At 71.9% G+C, this 19,117-nt stretch carries 16 protein-coding genes; 12 read left to right on the plus strand and 4 right to left on the minus strand.

The features are described from left to right. Nucleotides 1–49 precede the first annotated feature (49 nt). The gene (locus tag ACFWXQ_RS39045) at nt 50–1,768 is read left to right on the plus strand and encodes an ATP-binding cassette domain-containing protein (protein ID WP_383954484.1); all 1,719 of its coding nucleotides are present in this window, start codon (nt 50–52) and stop codon (nt 1,766–1,768) included. Between the two features lie 19 nt (nt 1,769–1,787). Here the strand turns inward: ACFWXQ_RS39045 and ACFWXQ_RS39050 are convergent, their stop codons facing one another. The 4 genes from ACFWXQ_RS39050 to ACFWXQ_RS39065 form a co-directional block, all read right to left on the minus strand. Continuing rightward, the gene (locus tag ACFWXQ_RS39050) at nt 1,788–3,266 is read right to left on the minus strand and encodes an aminotransferase class V-fold PLP-dependent enzyme (RefSeq protein WP_386270288.1); all 1,479 of its coding nucleotides are present in this window, start codon (nt 3,264–3,266) and stop codon (nt 1,788–1,790) included. A gap of 143 nt (nt 3,267–3,409) precedes the next feature. Next, a complete protein-coding gene (locus ACFWXQ_RS39055; RefSeq protein WP_383383151.1) occupies nt 3,410–4,195 on the minus strand; it encodes a DeoR/GlpR family DNA-binding transcription regulator in 786 nt (261 codons plus the stop codon). A 52-nt stretch (nt 4,196–4,247) separates the two neighbouring features. Next, nucleotides 4,248–5,303, minus strand: a complete 1,056-nt coding sequence (gene pdxA / locus ACFWXQ_RS39060; protein ID WP_383952092.1) for a 4-hydroxythreonine-4-phosphate dehydrogenase PdxA — start codon at nt 5,301–5,303, stop codon at nt 4,248–4,250. Further along, a complete protein-coding gene (locus ACFWXQ_RS39065; protein WP_386270289.1) occupies nt 5,300–6,793 on the minus strand; it encodes a four-carbon acid sugar kinase family protein in 1,494 nt (497 codons plus the stop codon). The genes pdxA and ACFWXQ_RS39065 overlap by 4 nt, the downstream gene beginning before the upstream one ends. 211 nt (nt 6,794–7,004) lie before the next feature. Between ACFWXQ_RS39065 and ACFWXQ_RS39070 the strand changes: the two genes are divergently transcribed. The 11 genes from ACFWXQ_RS39070 to ligD all read left to right on the plus strand — a co-directional run bounded on the left by ACFWXQ_RS39070 (nt 7,005) and on the right by ligD (nt 19,110). Then, complete coding sequence (locus ACFWXQ_RS39070) at nt 7,005–8,591, plus strand: ABC transporter substrate-binding protein (protein ID WP_383952088.1); 1,587 nt, start codon at nt 7,005–7,007, stop codon at nt 8,589–8,591. 9 nt (nt 8,592–8,600) lie between these two features. Further along, entirely contained in the window at nt 8,601–9,524 is a 924-nt protein-coding gene (locus tag ACFWXQ_RS39075; protein WP_383952097.1) for an ABC transporter permease, read from the plus strand. Between the two features lie 3 nt (nt 9,525–9,527). Further along, nucleotides 9,528–10,439: an ABC transporter permease gene (locus ACFWXQ_RS39080; protein ID WP_383952086.1), complete on the plus strand. Its 912-nt coding sequence runs from the start codon at nt 9,528–9,530 to the stop codon at nt 10,437–10,439. Nucleotides 10,440–10,442: 3 nt separating this feature from the next. Further along, the gene (locus ACFWXQ_RS39085) at nt 10,443–11,351 is read left to right on the plus strand and encodes an ABC transporter ATP-binding protein (protein WP_383952084.1); all 909 of its coding nucleotides are present in this window, start codon (nt 10,443–10,445) and stop codon (nt 11,349–11,351) included. Beyond that, a complete protein-coding gene (locus ACFWXQ_RS39090) occupies nt 11,348–12,322 on the plus strand; it encodes an ATP-binding cassette domain-containing protein (RefSeq protein ID WP_383952082.1) in 975 nt (324 codons plus the stop codon). Before ACFWXQ_RS39085 ends, ACFWXQ_RS39090 begins: the two co-directional genes overlap by 4 nt. Next, nucleotides 12,319–13,299, plus strand: a complete 981-nt coding sequence (locus tag ACFWXQ_RS39095) for an aldo/keto reductase (RefSeq protein ID WP_383952080.1) — start codon at nt 12,319–12,321, stop codon at nt 13,297–13,299. Before ACFWXQ_RS39090 ends, ACFWXQ_RS39095 begins: the two co-directional genes overlap by 4 nt. Before the next feature lie 146 nt (nt 13,300–13,445). After that, nucleotides 13,446–14,243, plus strand: a complete 798-nt coding sequence (locus ACFWXQ_RS39100) for an HpcH/HpaI aldolase/citrate lyase family protein (protein ID WP_383952078.1) — start codon at nt 13,446–13,448, stop codon at nt 14,241–14,243. Then, nucleotides 14,240–15,457 carry an exo-alpha-sialidase gene (locus ACFWXQ_RS39105; protein ID WP_383952076.1) on the plus strand — a complete coding sequence of 406 codons (1,218 nt, stop codon included), beginning with the start codon at nt 14,240–14,242 and terminating at the stop codon, nt 15,455–15,457. Before ACFWXQ_RS39100 ends, ACFWXQ_RS39105 begins: the two co-directional genes overlap by 4 nt. Continuing rightward, entirely contained in the window at nt 15,454–16,404 is a 951-nt protein-coding gene (locus ACFWXQ_RS39110) for a phosphoglycerate dehydrogenase (protein WP_383952074.1), read from the plus strand. Before ACFWXQ_RS39105 ends, ACFWXQ_RS39110 begins: the two co-directional genes overlap by 4 nt. A 120-nt stretch (nt 16,405–16,524) precedes the next feature. Further along, nucleotides 16,525–17,955: an Nramp family divalent metal transporter gene (locus ACFWXQ_RS39115; protein ID WP_383952072.1), complete on the plus strand. Its 1,431-nt coding sequence runs from the start codon at nt 16,525–16,527 to the stop codon at nt 17,953–17,955. 144 nt (nt 17,956–18,099) lie between these two features. Next, nucleotides 18,100–19,110, plus strand: coding sequence for a non-homologous end-joining DNA ligase (gene ligD, locus ACFWXQ_RS39120; protein ID WP_383952070.1), 1,011 nt, complete (start codon nt 18,100–18,102; stop codon nt 19,108–19,110). Nucleotides 19,111–19,117 lie beyond the last annotated feature (7 nt).

Genomic DNA, 19,117 nt, shown 5'->3' on the forward strand with positions numbered 1-19,117 from the left:
CCTTCCTCGCTCATGCTTGAACTCCATGGTCTCCTGGCATGCTGCCTCCATGCCGATACCGACAGGGCCCCGCCCGCCCGTGTCCCCGTCCCTCGCCCCGGTCGACGGTCTGCGGATCCAGGCCCGTCGGCTCACCCAGGAGGTGCGCGGAGCGGGGCGTGTACTGGACGACGTGTCCCTAGATGCCGCGCCCGGGCGGATCGTCGTGATCGCCGGCAGCAGCGGCGCGGGCAAGACGGTACTGCTGGAAACCCTCGCGGGACTGCGGTCGGTCGGCGAAGGTTCCGTACTGCACGACGGAACTCAACCGGGCGAGCCCGGGCCGGAGTTCGGGTTCGTGCCGCAGGAGGACATCCTGCACCGCGACCTGCCGCTGCACCGGACGCTGGTGTACGCGGCGGGTCTGCGCATGCCGGCGGGGACGTCGGCCGAGTCGGTCACCGCGGCCGTCGACCGGGTCCTGGACACGCTCGGGCTGGCGCACCGGGCCGGTACTCCGGTCCGCGCGCTGAGCGGCGGCGAACGCAAACGGGCGAGCATCGCCGCCGAGTTGCTCACCAGACCGCGGGCACTCTTCCTCGACGAACCCACCTCCGGGCTCGATCCGGTCACCGGGGCTGCCCTGTTGCGGACGCTGCGCGCCCTCGCCGAGCACGGCACCACCATCGTCCTGACGACCCATGTCCTCGCGGACCTCCTCCGCGGCGACCACGTCGTGTTCCTGGCCCCGGGCGGGCAGGTCGCGTACACGGGTGAACCGGGCGCCCTGTGCCGGGAGTTCGGGGTCGACACGGTCGAGGAGGTGTACGAGGCGGTGGCCGACGGGGCGCGTGTCGAACCCGCGGTGCCCCCTGGAGAGCCCGCGGAGTCCGAGGACGGCGTGGTCCGTCCTGAGCGGCCCGGGCCTCGGCCTCGCGTCGGCGCGGTACGCCAGTGGTCGCTGCTCACCCGGCGCGGAACGGCTCTGCTGCTGCACAACCGGCTCTCGGTCGCCGTGCTGGCGGGGTCGCCCGTGATGATCGTGGCGATGTTCGCGGTGCTGTTCCGCGCGGGCGCGTTCGATCCGGCGGACCCGGATCCGGGGTCGACCGCGATGATCATGTTCTGGATCGCGTTCGGCGCGTTCTTCTTCGGGCTGACGTACGGCCTGTTGCAGATCTGTACGGAACTGCCCGTGCTCCGCCGCGAGTGGCTGGCCGGACTGCGGATCGGCCCGTACGTGGCGTCCAAGCTCACCACCATGCTCCCGGTGCTGGCGGCCGCGGACGCCCTGCTTCTCGCGGTGCTGCGCGCCCTGGACCGGCTGCCCGCGGCGGGCTGGGACACGTACGTCTCGCTGTTCGTGTCGAGTGTGCTGGCCTCGGCGGCGGCGCTCGCCCTGGGGCTGCTCGCCTCCGCCGCCGTGACGGACCCGGGGCAGGCGACGCTGATGCTGCCGCTGCTCTGCTTCCCGCAGGTGCTGTTCTCGGGGGCGTTCGTGCCGGTGCCCCGGATGACGGCGGCGGGGGACGCGATCAGCTGGGCGATGACCAACCGGTGGGCGTTCGAGGCGCTGGGCAGCGGGATCGGCCTGGAGTCGCTGTGGCGCGACGGTTCCTCCCGGCTGGGGCCGCCGCTGCTGGAGTCGTACGGCGACTCGTTCGCCCATCCGGCGAGCCGGGGCTGGCTGATCCTGGCCGGGTTCGGCCTGCTGTTCCTGGCGGCGACGTGGGCGGTGCTGGTGCGCAAGTGCCGGAACGGGGTGGTGCGCGGGCGGGCGGGAAGGTGAACCGGCGCCCGTCGATCGCTCAGCAGCCCGCCCTCGCCTCCAGTCCGGCGGCCCCGGGCACCCGGTCCCGATAGGTCTCCCGTACGAACGTCAGGAACGTCTCGATGTCCCTGGGCTGTGACGACAGGCCGAGCGAGATCCGGACGGCGCCCGCCGACGGGAGGCGCAGCAGCTCCAAGTACTCCTCCAGGGACGCGACTTGGCGGCGTGCGGCCGAACGGAGTCGGCGTGGTGGCAGGGCGAACGCCGCCTCGCCCGCGCCCGGATTGCAGAAGCAGCCGGTGCGCAGCGAGATCCCGCGCCGGGCGCTGTCGCGGGTGACGACCCGTTCGTCGATGACACGTCCGTCGGCGCCCAGCAGGTTGAGCGCGACCGTTCCGCCGCGGGCCACGAGGTCGACAGGGCCGTACATCCTGACCAGCGGCGAGCCGTCGCTGTGCCGCAACTCCCGCAGGCCCGCGAGGAGTTGACCGGTCAGCGCGGTGACGTGGGCGTGCACGCGGTCCATGCCGATGCCGTCGATCCACTCCAGCCCGGCCGTCACGTCGGGGACGGACAGGAAGTTGACCGTGCCGTCCTCGAAGGCCGCCTCGTCGTCCGCGAGGACGTGCCACTGTGCCTGTGCGCTGACCGCGTAGATGGTGCCGCCGGAGAACCAGGGGCGGCGCAGCCTCGCGAGCGCGTCCCGGCGGGCGATCAGGCTGCCGACGCCGGTGGGGTGGCCGAAGACCTTGTACCAGCTGACGACCGTGAAGTCGGGGTGGTACCGGCTCAGGTCGAGGGTGTTGGCGGGCACGTACGCGGCGGCGTCCAGCAGCACGTCGTAGCCGCGTGCCTGGGCCGCCGCGATCCAGGTGAGCGGGTGCTGGACGCCGGTGAAGTTGCTCTGCGCCGGGTAGGCGAGCAGGCCGTGCGGGCGCTCACCGGCGCGGCCTCGCCGCGGGCCCGGGCCGCGTCCGAGTCGGGGGCCGCGTTCACGCGCGGGCAGGGCCGCTCTCAGCCGCTGCTCGTCCATCCGCAGCGCGGGGCCGCTCACCGGCACGTACGCGGTACTCGCGCCGCGCGAACGCGCGTACTCACGGAGGCCGTTCACCGAGTTGTGGTTGTCGAGCGACATCACGAGCCTGCTGCGGCGGGTGAAGGGGTACGCCTCGCCGACCAGACGCAGTGCGCCGGTCGCGTTGGCGGTGAAGATCACGGCGTACTCGGCCGGGTCCGCGTTGAAGTGGCGGAGCACCGCGCGGCGGGCCTGGGACAGCAGCACTCCCGAGGCGCGGGAGGCCGGGCTCTCGGAGTGCGGGTTCCCGAAGAGTCCGCCGGTGATGCGGGCTGCGCTCCCGCGCACGAGGGAGGTCGGCGGAAGACCCGCTCCCGTGTGGTCGAGGTAGGTGTGCCCACCGGCGTCGAGGTAGTCGAAGTCCGCGGCGCGTAAGTCCGCCAAATCCCCTGCGTGCGCGTCGTCTTCGGGTATGTGGCCGGTGGTCTGCGCCTTGTCCACTGATCCTCCCGCATGAGAGGCCCGGCCCGTCCCCGAGTCCTGGGCCGGGCACGGTCTCCCAACATCATGCTGCTATTCGTCCCGGTGGGAAGAGGTTGCCGGGAATCGGCGGGATCGTGCCGCTCGGGCCGGTGGCGAGTCGGTCAGAGGGTGCCGACGGGCTCGGCCAGCACGGTGGTGACTCCGCGTGTGCGCAGTTCGGCGAGGATGCCGGGGTCGGCCGTGTCGTCCGTGACCAGAGTCCAGCCCTCGGGAAGGACGGCCCAGGCGTGGAAGGGGCGGCGGCCCAGCTTGGCCGCGTGGGCGAGTACGTAGACATGGTCGGCGCGGCGGGCCATGAGTTCCTTGAGGCGGGTCTGGCGCAGATCGGCCTCGCAAATGCCGTGCTCCGGCGAGACTCCGTCGGTGCCGAGGAAGACCCGGTCGAAGGTGAGCCGTTCGAGGGCGGCCTCGGTCAACGGGCCGACAAAGCCCTGGCTGAGGGGTCGCAGGGTGCCGCCGAGGCATTCGACATGGACGGTCTCGACATCGGCGAGTTCCTGAAGCGCCGTCAGTCCGGTGGTCGCGATGGTCACGTCCTTGGCCGTACGCAGTTCATGTGCGAGCGCGCCGACCGTGGAGCCCGCGTCCAGGAGCAGGGTCTCGCCCGGCTGGACCTGGGCCGCCGCCCAGCGGGCGATGGCACGCTTGGCGTCATAGGCCTCGCCGGTGCGCTGGCGCAGCGAGGCCTCCGGGTGCGCCGACAGGGCCATCGCGCCGCCGTACGTACGGGCGAGCCGTCCGTCGGTGGTGAGCTTCGCGAGGTCGCGGCGGATGGTGGAGGCCGTGACGCCGAACAGCTGGGAGAGTTCCTCCACGCTGGTCAGGCCGGTGGTGGTGGCGAGTTGGACGATCCGGTCGCGCCGGGCCTTGGAGCCGATCGCAGACATCAGTCTCTGTCCTCTGGTGTCCTGTGGTGCCGATGGTGCCGACGGGCCGGGGTCAGCGGGCGGCGGCCGGAGCGGATGACATCTCGGCGGCCTGGCGCAGCGCCTCGACCATGCTACCGGCCTCGGCCCTGCCGGTTCCGGCGATGTCGAAGGCGGTGCCGTGGTCGACGGAGGTGCGGATGACCGGCAGGCCCACGGTGAGATTGACGCCGGCCTCGATGCCGAGGACCTTCACCGGGCCGTGGCCCTGGTCGTGGTACATGGCGACGATGAGGTCGTAGTCACCGCGCCCGGCGAGGTAGAAGGCGGTGTCGGCGGGGAGCGGGCCGCGCGCGTCGATGCCGTCGGCGCGCAGGACCTCCAGGGCGGGGACGATCTTCGTCTCCTCCTCGCCGTTGCCGAACAGTCCGTTCTCGCCGGCGTGCGGGTTGATTCCGCACACCCCGATCACGGGTGCCTCGACGCCCGCCCGGACCATCGCGTCGTGGCCGCGGCGCACGGTGCGCTCGACCAGTCCGGGCTCGATCCGGTTGACGGCGTCGATCAGACCGATGTGCGTGGTGACGTGGATGACCTTCACCCTGGGCGTGGACAGCATCATCGACACCTCCTCGACACCGGTGAGATGGGCGAGGAGTTCGGTGTGTCCGGGGTAGAGGTGCCCGGCGGCGTGCAGGGCCTCCTTGTTGAGAGGCGCGGTGCAGATGCCGTGGACATCGCCGTTCAGGGCGAGTTCGGCGGCGACCCGGATGTACTGGTACGCGGCGTCGCCGGCCTTCGCCGACAGGGCGCCCCAGGGAAGGTCGGCCGGGAGCAGGCCGAGGTCGACGACGTTGATGCGGCCGGGCGTGAACTCGGCCTGGGCGGGGCCGTCGACGGACACGATGTCGCAGGTGACGCCGAGGATGCGGGCCGCCTCGCGGAGGCGTTCGGCATCACCGATGACGACGGGGCGGCAGCCGCGCAGGGTGTCGGCGTTCAGCAGGGCCGGGATGATGACCTCCGGTCCGATACCGGCGCCGTCGCCCATGGTCACCGCGATGATCGGGAGCTGACGTCCGGCGGTGCCGGACTGCTCGGCGGGCGCGGCGGTGGGGACTGCGTTCACGTGGGTTCTCCTAGCGGGGCGGGCGGGACGGGCGGGACGACCGGCTGGTCGGAGGGCGGCGCGAGGCCGGGGCGCAGTGCGCGGGCGATGCGCAGCAGGGAGTCGGTACCGCCGTAGCTGCCGGGTCGGGTGACGACCCGACGGCCATCGGCGGTGCGGGAGCGGACGGCGCCGTGGTGGATCTGGTCGAGCGGCAGGAGTTCGCGGATGCCCAGTGCGTCGAGGACGCGGCGGGCGGTCTCGCCGCCGGTCAGGACCAGGTCGCTGTCGTGCGCCGCCGCGGCGACCGCGTGGGCCAGGCCCACGGCGAGGCCGCGGGCCGCGCCGGGGACGACGGCGTGCGTGCCGTCGATGCTGACGACGGTGATGCCGTCCGGTGTGCGGCCGGCTTCTGTACGGAAGTCCAGGGGCGGTCGGGTCGAGTGGTCGGTCAGGGTGTGCGCGGGCACCGGCACGTGGCGCGCACCGGCCGCGACGAGATGCGCGATCTGCGCAACGGCGGCGGGTTCGGCAGTGCCGACCACCACCAGCAGGGGTCTGGAGGGGGTGCCGCCGGGGGCCGGTGACACCTCGTCGGCCGGTGCGGGACCGGCCGTGTCCGTTCCGGTGGGACGGTCCCGGTCGGCTTCCGTGGAACGGTCGTGCGCGGTCCGTGTGGTCCGCGCGGAGTGGTCCGGGTCGGGGGCGGGATCGGGGTCGGCTTCCGTGTGGCGGTCCCGGGCGGCCTCGGGGGAACGGTCACCGTCCGTTCCCCGGAACCCGGCACCGGCACCGGCACCGGCACCGGCACCGAAAGCGTCCGCTCTCGCGAGCCTGCGTCCGAGTGCCGCCGCCAGCCCGCCCGTGCCCATCAGCCGTATCCCCGGGCCGAGTCGGAGTGCCGCCTCGGCGATCGCGTCGAGGTCCGCGTCCGTCTCCGCGTCGCACACCGGGTGGTACCCCTCTGCGACGAGCGCCCGCAGCCGGTCGTACAGCGCAGGCTCGGGCGCGCGCACCGTCGCCAGTGGCACCACCCGTGTCGGTACGCCGCCCAGGGCGGCCCCCACCGACACCGGCGCCGCGCCCGGCTCCGCACGCCAGGCGTCGGTCGTGTGCAGGGCGGTGCCGTGCAGGTTGACGACACCTTCACGGACGGTACGGCCGGCCACGGGCAGGGCGGGTGCGATCACGACGCCCGTGGCGCCGGTCGCGTAGGCGGCCGCCTCGGCGGCGAGGTTGCCCCGTAGCAGCGAGTCGATCTTCTTCAGGACCACGCCTCCGTCGGCGTACGCCAGCGCGGCAAGTACCGCGCTCGCCGCGTCCTCCGGTGCCAGCTGCCGGGTGTCCAGGTCCAGTACGACCGACTCGCCGTCGCGGGGCGGTGCCGTGGCGGGGCCCAGCAGGATCCGCCCGCGCAGACCGAGCGCGGCGGCGGTCTCGGCGGCGCCCGACAGGTCGTCCGCGAGGGCGAACACGCGGGGTACGAGCGCCGTGCGGGTGGTGCGGGACACGCGGACCTCCTTCGGCGGGTGCCTGTTCGGGCGGCCCGGACAGGCGGACGGCCTCGGCGCCGATGATGACACAGCTTGCGCGAAGTGCGCGAGACCTCTTGCGCACTTCGCGCAGTCGTGCCACCTTTTCCGGCGCGACACCTGTTCGTCGCCCGGTGTCGGGCGGCGTCAGCGAGAGCCGGTCGCCCTCCAGAATCCGAGAAGGTCGACGATGACCCCAACTCCTCACCTCCTTCCCCCGCCCGGACCGCCCAGCCGCCGGACCGTGCTGCGCTGGGGCGCCCTCGGCGGCACGGGCATCGCGCTCGGTCCGCTGTCCGCCTGTGCAGGACCCACCGGAGCGCCCGGCCCCGGCACACTCACGCTCGGCCTGAACCGTTCCCTGGTGAGTCTCGACAACAAGCTGAACCAGTTCGACGCCGCGGTGACCGTGCAGCGTGCCGTACGCCAGGCGCTCACCTGGATCGGCCCGGACCTGCAGCCCCGGCTCGTGCTCGCCGACCGGTTCGAGATGACCGATCCCACCGCGTGGAGCGTGCGACTGCGCGAAGGCGTCAGCTACTCGGACGGCAGCCCCGTCACCGTCGAGGACGTGGACACGGCACTGCGCATGTACTCCGAGGTCAACGGCTCGTTCCTGCTCGGCCTCTTCCCCGAGATGCCGACCGTCGAGGCCACCGGCGAGCGGACGTTCCGACTGCGCACACAGCGCCCCGTACCGGTCCTCGACCGGCTGATGGCCAACATCCACATCACCCCGGCCAAGGCCAACCGGCCCGAGGAACTCCAGTCGGGGCTCGGCTCGGGCCCGTACCGCGTCGTCAGCGCGAACGGCGGTGCGGGCGAGTACACACTGGCCCGCAACACCGAGTACTGGGGCAAGCGGCCGCCCGTCGAGAAGGTCCGGGTGCGGTTCGTGCCCGAGGAGTCCAGCCGGGTCATCGCCCTGCGCAGCGGCGAACTGGACGTCGTGGACACCCTCACCCCCGACTCGGCCGAGCAGCTCGCCGGCCTGCCCGGTGTCGCCGTCCAGGAAACCCCGGGCGTCCGGATCTGCCAGCTCTTCTACAACTTCCGCAAGCCCAAAGGGCATCCGCTGGCCGACGCCCGCGTGCGCCACGCGCTCACCTACGCGATCGACGGCGAGTCCCTGATACGTGACGTCCTCATCGACTCCGCCGAAGCGGCCGAGGGAGTCGTCCCGCTCGCACTCCAAGGGGCGGTACGCACCGGCACGTACGCCTACGACCCGCGCCGGGCCAGGGCGCTGCTCAAGTCGCTGGACGCCGAGGACCTGCGGATCACCATCATGTGGGAGTCGGGAGAGTTCGCCGGCGACACCTCCGTGATGGAGGCCGTCGTCGACATGCTCAAGGACGTCGGCGTACGCGCCTCACTGCGGCAGTTCGAGCCCGGCGGCGACATCCTGAAGTGGCGGCAGGGGCGCGGCGGCGACTGGGACGTCATCGGCAACGGGTTCCCCGGCACGACCGGCCAGGCCCTCACCTCTCTCCAGGGCATGTACGGGGGCACGGCCGAGAAGGAGCGCACCCGGGACACCTACATGGGCTACGTCATCCCGCGCATCGAGCGGCAGCTCTCCGACGCCGCGACGGAGACGGACGCCACCGAACGCGACAAGAAGCTGGCCACCCTCCAGCACGCCGTCTGGGACACCTGGCCCAGCCTGTGGGCGTTCGCGCCCAAGACGCTGCTCGCGCGCCGCGACCGCGTCCAGGGCCTGGCGCTCCAGCCGGTCAACTCCTATGACCTGACCGCCGTACGGCTGGAGGGCTGAGCCGTGCCGATGTATCTCGCCCGCCGCATCGGGCAGAGCCTGCTGACCGTGTTCCTCACGCTCACCACCGTCTTCCTGCTGGTGCGACTCGCACCCGGCGATCCCGCCTCCGCGTACGCCGCGCCCAGCGCCACCAGTGCCGATCTCGCCCGGATCCGCGAGCAGTTCGGCCTCGACGAGCCACTCTTCGTCCAGTACGGATACTTCGTCCGCGACCTGTTCACCGGGGACCTCGGTACGAGCTACTCCTTCCACTCCCCCGCGCTCGACGTGGTCCTGGACCGGATGCCGTACACGATCACGCTCGCCGTCTCCGCCATCGCGGTCACGACACTGGTCGCCGTGCCACTCGGTGTGTGGATGGCCCGCCGCGCCGACACACGCAGGGAGTTGGGCGCGAACGTGCTGACCATCGCCGGTCAGTCGATGCCCGACTTCTGGACCGGAGTGATGCTGCTGACCGTCTTCGCCGTGCTGGTGCCGGTGCTTCCCGCGTCCGGCTTCACGTCGTGGAGCGGACTGGTGCTGCCGACGGTGACCGTGGCCGTGCTCCAACTCGCCCTGATATCACGGCTGGTGCGCCGCGAGATGTCCACCGCCCTGGCTTCCTCGTACGTCACCGTCGCCCGCTCCCGGGGCGTCTCCGAGTCCGCGCTGACCTGGCGCTACGCGCTCGCGAACTCCTCGGTGCCCCTGGTCACGGCACTCGGCACGCGCTTCGCGGCCCTGTTGAACGGTGTGGTGGTGGTCGAGGTCGTCTTCGGCTGGCCGGGGGTCGGCTCCCTCGTCGTACGCGCCCTGGAGACCCGCGACTATCCGCTCATCCAGGCCACCGTGCTGGTCACCGCGACCCTCGCGATCCTCGTCCAACTCCTCGTCGACCTGGCCTATCCGCTGCTCGATCCGCGGGTACGCCTCGGAAAGGCGGCCTGAGCCATGAGTACCGCCGTAGATGTGAGTCGGCCCAGTGCCGTCACCGCCCGCGATCTCGCCCGGGCCACCGCGACCCGGCAGCGGCGCGGCGCCCGTTTCAAGCTGTGGGCCGGAAGCGTGTGCACCGCGCTCGTCGTCCTGCCCGTCGCCCTCGCCGGACTGCTGCCGCTGCCCGGGGCGAACGCCCAGGACCTCTCGCGGCGCAGGCTGCCACCGCTGAGCGAGGGCCATCTGTTCGGCACCGACCAGCTGGGCCGCGATCTGCTGTCGCGGATCCTGCACGGCGGCCAGGTCTCCCTGACCGTCGGCGTGCTCGCCGTGCTGGTCTCCGGTCTGATCGGCATCGCGGCCGGCTCGGCGGCCGGGTTCTTCGGCGGCTGGGTCGACGCGCTCGTCTCCCGGTTCCTGGAGGCCCAACTCGCCCTGCCGCTGCTGATGATGCTGCTTCTGGTGGTCGCCCTGTTCGGGCCTTCCGTCACCGTCATCACCTGTGTGATCGCGGTCGCGCAGTGGCCGGAAGTGGCCCGGCTGACCCGTTCACTCGTCCTCGTCGAGCGCGAGAAACCGTACGTCGCCGCCGCCCGCGTCCTCGGACTGCGTTCCTGGGCGGTCCTCGTACGGCATGTGATCCCGAACGTCGTGCGCCCGGCGAGCCTCGTCGTCCTGCTGCTGCTCGCGCAGGCGGTGCTGCTGGAGAGTGCGCTGAGTTTCCTGGGCGCGGGCCCGCAGCGGCCGTTCGCGACCTGGGGCCGGATCATCTCCGACGGCCAGGACTACATCACCACCTCGTGGTGGCTGGTGACGCTGCCTGGCCTTGTCATCGTGGTGCTGGTGGTCGGGGTCAACCTGCTCGGGGACGGGCTGCGGGACCGTACGCGCACCGGGTCGCGTGCCCGCCTGCGGAAGGGAGCGTGAGCCATGACCGAGGACACACCGCTGCTCGACGTGGAAGACCTGCAGGTCGAACTCATCACCGGGCAGGGCGTGGTGCGCGCGGTCGACGGGGTGACGTTCACCGTCCGCCGGGGCGAGACCGTCACCCTGATCGGCGAGTCCGGGTCGGGGAAGTCGACCACGGCGATGGGCGTGCTGCGGCTGCTGCCCGAGGGCCTCGCCGTGCTGTCGGGGAGCGCCCGGATCGCCGGGCGGGACGTCGTCGCCGATCCGGACGCCGCGCGTGCGGTGCGCGGGCGGACGGTGTCGCTGATCCCGCAGGATCCGATGACGGCCCTGAGTCCCGTACACACCATCGGCCGTCAGCTGGGCGACGCGCTGCGGTTGCGCCACCCGGAGCTGACGCGAACCGAGGCCCGGGACAAGGGAGTCGAGCTTCTCGGGCGGGTGCGCATCTCCGAGCCGGAGACCCGCTGGAAGGCGTATCCCCACCAGTTCTCCGGCGGCATGCTGCAGCGCATCCTCATCGCGACCGCGCTCGCCGCCGAACCGGAACTCCTGGTGGCGGACGAACCCACCTCCGCGCTGGACGCCACCGTGCAGGCAAGCGTCCTCGATCTCCTGATGGAGCTTCAGGAACACACCGGTATAGGCATGTTGATGATCACGCACGATCTCGGAGTGGCACGGCTCGTCTCCGACCGCATCCATGTGATGAAGGACGGGCGGTTCGTCGAGTCGGGCTCCGCCGAGGAGATCGTCGAGCGGCCGGCCGAGCCGTACACCCGCGAGCTGCTCGCCGCCGTGCCGCGCCTCGGCGCTTGGGACGAGGACGAGTACGAGTACGGGGGCAGCGACGGCGACGGGAAAGGGAACGGCGACGGCGACGGCGACGGGCGGATCGAACCCCTGGTGCAGGGAGCAACGTCATGACCGACAACACCGCAGTGAACGCCCCGACCGACGGGACCGCCACCGACAGCGCCTCGGCAGAAGCCGGGCCGCTGCTCTCCGTCGAGGACCTCGTCGTCGAGTACGCCACCGCGCGGGGGCCGTTCAAGGCTGTCGACCGGGTTGACTTCCAGGTGCCGCGCGGGGGTTCGCTCGCCGTGGTGGGCGAGTCCGGCTGCGGCAAGTCGACCCTTGCCCGGGCCCTGGTCCGGCTGCTCAAGCCGGTGAGCGGCCGGATCGTCCTGGACGGCACCGACATCGCGACGCTGCCCGAGCGGCGGCTGCGTCCGTTGCGGCGGCGGGTGCAGATGGTCTTCCAGGATCCGTACGGCTCTCTTGATCCCCATCTCACGGCTCAGCAGATCGTCGCCGAGCCACTGCGGGTGGCCGGAGTCTCCGACCGGGTCCAACGCGCCCGTCGTGCAGCCGAGTTGATCGACCGGGTCGGCCTGCCGTCCTCGGCCCTGGAACGGCGGCCACCCGAGTTCTCCGGCGGCCAGCGGCAGCGCATCGGCATCGCGCGGGCCCTCGCGTCCCGGCCCGACCTCCTTGTCTGCGACGAGGCGACCTCCGCCCTCGATGTCTCCGTACAGGCCCAAGTACTGGATCTGTTGCGGGAGTTGCAGGCGGACACCGGCATCGCCTATCTCGTCATCGCCCACAACCTCGGTGTCGTCCGGGAGATCAGCACCGACGTGGTGGTGATGCGCGCGGGCCGGGTCGTCGAGAGAGGACCGACGGCCGCCGTGCTCGCCTCACCCGCCGACCCGTACACCCGCGCGCTGCGGCGCGCTTCCCTCGACCCGACCACGATCCGGGGCGTGAAGCCACGGGCGCTTCTGTCCGCCCGGGCGGCCCTGTCTGCCGCGCCCGACGTGTCTTCCCCGTCTGCTTCACCTGCTGCCTCCCCTGTGGCATCTGCTTCTCCCGCATCGGAAGGAAACCGCTCGTGACCACCGGCATCACCCTGCCGAACATCCCCGTCCCGCTCTCCCGGCTCGTCCTCGGCACCATGACGTTCGGCGACACCGTGGACGCCGCCGGAGCGGCGGCCATGCTCGATGCCGCACTCGACGCCGGCATCACCGGCGTCGACACGGCCAACGGCTACGCGGGCGGTGAGAGCGAGCGCATCCTCGCCGGGCTCCTGCCGGGGCGCCGTGACCGTATCGTCCTGGCGACCAAGGCCGGGATCCCGCACCCCGACCAGGGCGAGCACGCCCCGCTCTCCGCCGCCGGACTGCGGGCCGCCCTGGAGGGCAGCCTCAAGCGGCTCGGCACCGACTCGGTCGACCTCTTCTATCTCCACCAGCCCGACCGTGCGACACCTCTCGCCGAAACCCTCGCCACCGTGGCCGAGTTCGTCGCCGAGGGCAAGATCCGCGCCCTCGGCGTCTCCAACTACGCGGCCTGGCAGATCGCCGAACTCGTGCGCGTCGCCGAGGAGGTGGGCGCGCCGCGTCCCGTCGTCGCCCAGCAGCTGCACAACCTGCTCGCACGCCGCATCGAGGAGGAGTACGTCGAGTACGCCGCCGTCAGCGGCCTGCGCACGATGGTCTACAACCCGCTCGGCGGGGGTCTGCTCACCGGCCGTCACCGGTTCGAACAGGCCCCGGAATCAGGCCGGTTCGGGGATTCCCGGGTCGCCGCGATGTACCGGGAGCGCTACTGGGACGAGCGCCTCTTCTCCGCGGTCGACCGGCTCGCCGCCATCGCGGACGCCGCGGGCATGCCGCTCACCGACCTCGCGCTGCGCTGGCTCCTGGACCGCGACTCCACCGACGCGTTGCTGCTCGGTGGGTCGAGGACCTCGCATCTGCTCGCCAACATCGCCGCGGCGGGGGCCGGTCCGTTGCCGGCCGATGTGATGGCGGCGTGTGACGAGGTCGGGGTGGGGTTGCGTGGGCCCATGCCCGCGTACAACCGGTGACCTGGGCAGCACTTCTGGCGCGGGCAGCACTTCTGGCGCGCGCCGTCCGTGGCTGGTCGCGCAGTTCCCCGCGCCCCCTACGGGGCACAGCCCACTCCGCAGCCGCCTAGAACACTTAAACCGTACGAACCCTCAAGGAGCCCGCCATGCCCCCCGCCTCCCCCGGTACCCCCGCCGCGTTCGCGGCCGCACTGCGTGCCCGTGAACCGCTTGTCGGTTACTGGTCCGTCCTCGACTCGCCGGTCTCGACCGAGCGCATCGCCCGTCTCGGGTACGACTACGTGGCGCTGGACGCCCAGCACGGGCTGTTGGAGTACGCGGGCGTGCTCGCCTCGCTGACCGCGATCGACACCAAGGGGTCGACCGCCGTCGGCCTGGTCCGGGTCGAGGCCAACGACCCGATGCCGATCGGCAAGGCGCTGGACGCGGGCGCGGCCGGTGTCATCGTCCCGCTCGTCGACACCGCGCGGGACGCCGCCGACGCGGTGGCCGCCGTACGCTATCCGCCGCTCGGCAAGCGGTCGTACGGGCCCATGCGTTCGGGCCTGCGCATCGGCCCCAACCCCGCCGACGCCCACGCGCAGACCGTGGTCCTCGCGATGATCGAGACCGCCCAGGGCCTCGCCGACGTGGACGAGATCTGCGCCACCGACGGTCTCGACGGGGTCTACATCGGCCCCTCCGACCTGCGTATCGCGCTGGGCGGGGCGACCTCCACCGACCCTGCCGTCGCTGACGAGTTCGAGGCGGCGCTGGTCAGGGTGCGGGAGGCCGCCGCGGCCGCCGGGATCGCCGTCGGCATCCACAACCCGGACGGCGCGAGCGCAGCCAAGCGGCTCGCCGAGGGCTTCACGTACGTCACCGTCGCCTGTGATCTCGTCCATCTGGAGCAGGCCGCGGGTCAGCACCTCAGCGCCGCGCGCACCTCGGGGCTGGTCCGATGACGTCGCAGCCGACGCTCGCCGACGGCGTCGTACACCCGCATCCCGCCGAACCCGGGCGCGCCGAGGCCCAGTTGTCGGCGCCTGCCGTGCAGAACCACGCCGCCAATCTCACCGTGCTGCCCGACGGCGGGCTGGGCTGTGTCTGGTTCGCGGGCACCCAGGAGGGCATCGCGGACATCTCGGTGTGGTTCTCGCGGCTCGCCCCCGATGGTGATGTGTGGTCGACACCCGTACAGCTGTCCCACGACACCGCCCGGTCCGAGCAGAATCCGGTGCTGTCCATCGACCCGTCCGGCGACTGGTGGCTGCTGCACACGGCACAACGGGCCGGGCACCAGGACACCGCCGAGGTACGCCTGCGCGTCAGCCGCGACGAGGGCCTGACGTGGGGCCCGTCCCGGACGCTCTTCGACGGCGGGGTCTTCGTCCGGCAGCCGGTGACCGTGCTGCCATCGGGCCGCCGGCTGCTCCCCGTCTTCCGCTGCGTCGCCGCGCCGGGCGAGACATGGTCCGGCGACCGGGACACCAGTTCGGTGATGGTCAGCGACGACGCCGGGGCGAGCTGGCGCGAGGTTCCGGTGCCGGGCTCGACCGGACTCGTACACATGAACATCCGCCCGCTGCCGGACGGTTCGCTCCTCGCCCTGTTCCGCAGCCGACGTGCGGATGCCGTGCACCGGAGCGTGTCGTACGACGACGGGGAGAGCTGGGCCGAGCCGCGTCCGCTGGACGTGCCGAACAACAACTCCTCGATCCAGTACGTGCCGTTGGCCGACTGCCGGCTCGCCCTCGTGCACAACCACAGCAGTGCCGCGGACGCCGTCGCGCGGCGCGTGTCGCTGTACGACGAGATAGGCGAGGAGGGACTGCGAGAGGCCGGGGATCAGGAACCCGGCGACGAAGCGGTTGGGGATCACGAACCCCCCGCAGCTGCCGCGACGGGAGCCGCGTTCTGGGGCGCACCCCGTGCCCCGCTCACCCTCTCCGTCTCCTCGGACGGCGGGCTGACCTGGCCCCTACGCAGTGACCTGGAGACCGGTGACGGCCACTGTCTGACCAACAACTCCCGCGACGGGCTCAACCGCGAGCTCTCCTACCCGTCCGTCGTCCAGACTCCGGACGGCACACTGCACATCGCGTTCACCCGGCACCGCCGCACGATCAAGTACCTCCGCCTGAGCCCGACTTGGGTGGACCGGGAGCTCCCCGTATGACGACGACGCTCATCACCACGCCCACCTTCTCCCGCCACTCCCCCGAGCCCTGGCGGATCCTGGAACGGGCGGGCGCCGGCCCGGTGCGCCCGTACGAGGAAACCGCCCTGCCGAGCAGCGAGTTGCGCGAGCGGATCGGCCGGGTCGACGCGCTGGTGGTCGGCATGGACGCCGTCACCGCCGACGTCATCGACTCGGCCGACAGGCTCAAGGTCATCGCGAAGCACGGAGTCGGCGTCGACACCATCGACGTGGCCGCCGCGAGGGCCCGAGGCATCCCCGTGGTGTGCGCGCCCGGCAGCAACTCCCGGGCGGTCGCCGAGTTCACCTTCGGGCTCATCCTGGACTCCAACCGCCGCATCACCGCGTCCCACCAGCGGGTGGCGCACGGGGAATGGCCCAAGCTGTTCGGGCCCGAACTCGCCGGAAAGACCCTGGCCGTGGTGGGCTTCGGCCGCATCGGACGCCTGCTCACCACCTACGCCCTCGCCTTCGGCATGACGGTGCTCGCGCACGATCCGTACGTCGACGACGCGGACATCCGCGCGCTCGACGCCTCGCCCGCCCCGCTGGACGACTGCCTGGCCCGTGCCGACGTCGTCAGCCTGCATCTGCCCGCAACTCCCGGCACGGGTCCGCTCCTTGACCGCCGTCGGCTCGCCGCCATGAAGCCGGGCGCCTTGCTGGTCAACGCCGCCCGGGGCGGGCTCGTCGACGAGGAGGCACTCGCGGCGCTCCTCGTCGAAGGCCACCTGGGCGGAGCCGCGCTCGACGCCTTCGCTCACGAGCCGCTGGGCGACAGCCCGTTGCGCACCGCGCCGAACGTCCTGCTCACCTCGCACATGGCGGCGTGCAGCCACGAGGCCAACCGCACGATGGGCGCGATGATCGCGGAGGACGTCGTACGGGTCCTCGCGGGCCGGCCCCCGCTGCGCCCGGCCCACTGAACCGTCCGCCCTCCCCGAAGCCCCGCAGAGCGCCTCCCCCCACTCTTCCCCAGCTCCTCCCCCCCCCTCCCCCGTCCCCGAGTCCGGGCAACGACGCCGGACACCTCGAAGGACCCCGCCATGCCTGAAACGACTGCCCGGACGGCATCCGCCGCCGTCCCGACCGAGCCCGACCCGTACGCCCTGCGCGCCGAGGACGTCCGCGAGGCGCCGACCACCTTCACCGGGCGGCTGCGCCATCTCGGCCCCGGTTTCGTCCTGTCGGCCGCCGTGGTCGGCTCCGGCGAGCTCATCGTGACCACCTCGCTCGGCGCGCGTGCCGGGTTCGTACTGCTGTGGCTGGTCGTCATCAGCACCGCGGTGAAGGTGTGGGTGCAGATGGAGCTGGCCCGCTGGACGATCCTCAACGGCCGTACCGCGCTTGAGGGTTACCGCGAGGTCGCTCCGCGGATCGGTCCCGTGAGCTGGATCAACTGGCTCTGGATCGGGATGGACTTCGCCAAGATGTTCCAGCGGGGCGGCATCATCGGCGGCACGGCCGCCGCCTGCTCCGTGATGTGGCCGATCACCGGCGAGGCACTGAGCTACCGTTCGCTCGCGGTGTGGACGGTTGTCGTCACCGCCCTCGCCGTGGTGCTGCTCAGGACGGGCAAGTACAGCGTCGTGGAGCAGCTGTGCGTGGCGTCCGTGGTCGTCTTCACCATAGCCACGGTGGCGCTGGCGCTCGGGCTTCCGCTGACCGAATTCGGTTACGGGACCGGTGAGTTGGGTGAGGGCTTCAGCTTCCTGATCCCCGCGGGCACGGCCGGGATAGCACTGGCCATGTTCGGGATCACCGGTGTCGGCGCCGACGAGATGACGACGTACACCTACTGGTGCATCGAGAAAGGCTACGCCCGCTGGACGGGTCCGGACGACGGCAGCGAGGAGCGTGCGCGGCGGGCCGAGGGGTGGCTGAAGGTGATGCGTCTGGATGTCGCCGCCGGCTGGCTGGTCTGCACGCTGTGCACCCTCTCGTTCTACGTCATCGGGGCGGCCGTGCTGCATCCGCAGAATCTGGTGCCCGAGGGCAACTCGATGATCACCACGCTGTCCCGGATCTACACCGACACGATGGGCCCGTGGGCCGAGTACCTCTTCCTCATCGGCGCGTTCACGGTGCTCTTCTCGACGCTCGTCGGGTCGACGGCCAGTGTGCCGCGGCTGTGGACCAACACGCTCGGGCTTCTCGGGGTCATCGACTGGCACGACGTCCGCGTACGGCGGCGCACGATCCAGATCCTGACCTGGTGCCTGCCGTCGGTGTGGGCGTCGTTCTTCCTGTTCGTGCAGTCACCGGTGCTGATGGTGCAGATCGGTGGCATCGGCGGCGGTGTCTTCCTGCTCGCCGTGGTGATCGCGGCGTGGCGGCTGCGGTCCACCGGCGTCGAGAAGCGCTTCCGGGGCAGCCCGTGGCTGACCGTGGCGCTCGCCGTCAGCAGCGCGGCGATCGTGTTCCTCGGCGTGTACGGCGTCCTGGACGTCTTCGGCATCAGCCTCGCGGGGTCCTGAGCCGGCCGTATCCGTACGGGCAGCGGGGGGCCCGGGGGGGACGGCCGGAGCTCCCGATGGCCGCCTCCGAGCGGGCGAAGGAGAATGGACTGGTCGGCGCCCGGCCGCGCCCCGCGGCAGGTCGCGGGAGAGAGGTGAGCGGCGATGACCGACCTCCTGGGCTCGTTGCCCGACCACCACGCACGGCTGCTGCGTGACGCGCCTCCCGGTGTGGAGCTGGCCTCCCGGCCGATGCTCGCCACGCTGAGCGACCTGCGCGACTTCCCCGGCGAGTGGCTCTTCGAACGCAAGCTGGACGGGGTCCGGGTCCTGGCGGTCCGGGAGAACGGGCGGACGCTGCTCCTCTCCCGTACCGGCAATCGCCTCAACGACACCTACCCGGAGATCGTCGAGGCGCTCGCCGCGCAGTCGTGCACGGACTTCACCGTCGACGGCGAGATCGTCGCGTTCTCCCGCGGCCGCACCGACTTCGCGCGCCTCCAGCAGCGCATGGGGCTCACCCGGCGCCGGGACATCGAGGCGAGCGGGGTCGCCGTGACGTACTACGTGTTCGATGTGCTCCGTCTGGAGGGCGCGGACCTGACACGGCTGCCGTTGCGTACGCGCAAGTCCCTGCTCCGACGGACCCTGACGTACCGCGCGCCGCTGCGCATGACGACGCATCGCAACGAGGGCGGGGCCGAGTTGCTGGCCGACGCGTGTGCCCGGGGCTGGGAGGGGCTGATCGCGAAACGGGCCAAGAGCCTCTACCAGCCCCGCCGTTCGCCGGACTGGCTCAAGCTGAAGTGTTCCCGGGCGCAGGAGTTCGTGGTCGGCGGCTTCACCGAAGGGGGCGGCACCCGGGCCGGGTTCGGCGCGCTGCTGCTCGGCCACTACGAGGCGGACCGGCTGCGATACGCGGGCAAGGTGGGCACGGGCTTCGACCGCCGTACGCTGCTCGGGCTGCGCACGGTTCTCGACGAACTCCGCGTCCCCGTATCGCCGTTCAGCGACCGGGTGCGTGAGACGGGCGCCCACTGGGTGGAGCCGAGGCTGGTCGCGCAGATCGCGTTCACGGAGTGGACCCGGGACGGCATGCTGCGGCACCCACGGTTCCTGGGGCTGCGCGACGACAAGGCGGCAGGGGACATCGTGCGCGAGCGGCCTTCCGCCTGAGCGACCG

Origin of the sequence: Streptomyces sp. NPDC058697, assembly GCF_042715345.1 — a bacterium.
GTDB classification, from domain to species: Bacteria; Actinomycetota; Actinomycetes; order Streptomycetales; family Streptomycetaceae; genus Streptomyces; species Streptomyces liliifuscus.

Bases quoted from the DNA above. Each gene is read 5' to 3' on its own strand.
- ACFWXQ_RS39075 (WP_383952097.1), top strand. From the start codon at position 8,601: ATGTATCTCGCCCGCCGCATCGGGCAGAGCCTGCTGACCGTGTTCCTC.
- ACFWXQ_RS39110 (WP_383952074.1), top strand. From the start codon at position 15,454: ATGACGACGACGCTCATCACCACGCCCACCTTCTCCCGCCACTCCCCC.
- ACFWXQ_RS39090 (WP_383952082.1), top strand. From the start codon at position 11,348: ATGACCGACAACACCGCAGTGAACGCCCCGACCGACGGGACCGCCACC.
- ACFWXQ_RS39100 (WP_383952078.1), top strand. From the start codon at position 13,446: ATGCCCCCCGCCTCCCCCGGTACCCCCGCCGCGTTCGCGGCCGCACTG.
- ACFWXQ_RS39045 (WP_383954484.1), top strand. From the start codon at position 50: ATGCCGATACCGACAGGGCCCCGCCCGCCCGTGTCCCCGTCCCTCGCC.
- ACFWXQ_RS39070 (WP_383952088.1), top strand. From the start codon at position 7,005: ATGACCCCAACTCCTCACCTCCTTCCCCCGCCCGGACCGCCCAGCCGC.
- ACFWXQ_RS39085 (WP_383952084.1), top strand. From the start codon at position 10,443: ATGACCGAGGACACACCGCTGCTCGACGTGGAAGACCTGCAGGTCGAA.
- ACFWXQ_RS39115 (WP_383952072.1), top strand. From the start codon at position 16,525: ATGCCTGAAACGACTGCCCGGACGGCATCCGCCGCCGTCCCGACCGAG.
- ACFWXQ_RS39055 (WP_383383151.1), bottom strand. From the start codon at position 4,195: ATGTCTGCGATCGGCTCCAAGGCCCGGCGCGACCGGATCGTCCAACTC.
- ligD (WP_383952070.1), top strand. From the start codon at position 18,100: ATGACCGACCTCCTGGGCTCGTTGCCCGACCACCACGCACGGCTGCTG.
- ACFWXQ_RS39105 (WP_383952076.1), top strand. From the start codon at position 14,240: ATGACGTCGCAGCCGACGCTCGCCGACGGCGTCGTACACCCGCATCCC.
- ACFWXQ_RS39080 (WP_383952086.1), top strand. From the start codon at position 9,528: ATGAGTACCGCCGTAGATGTGAGTCGGCCCAGTGCCGTCACCGCCCGC.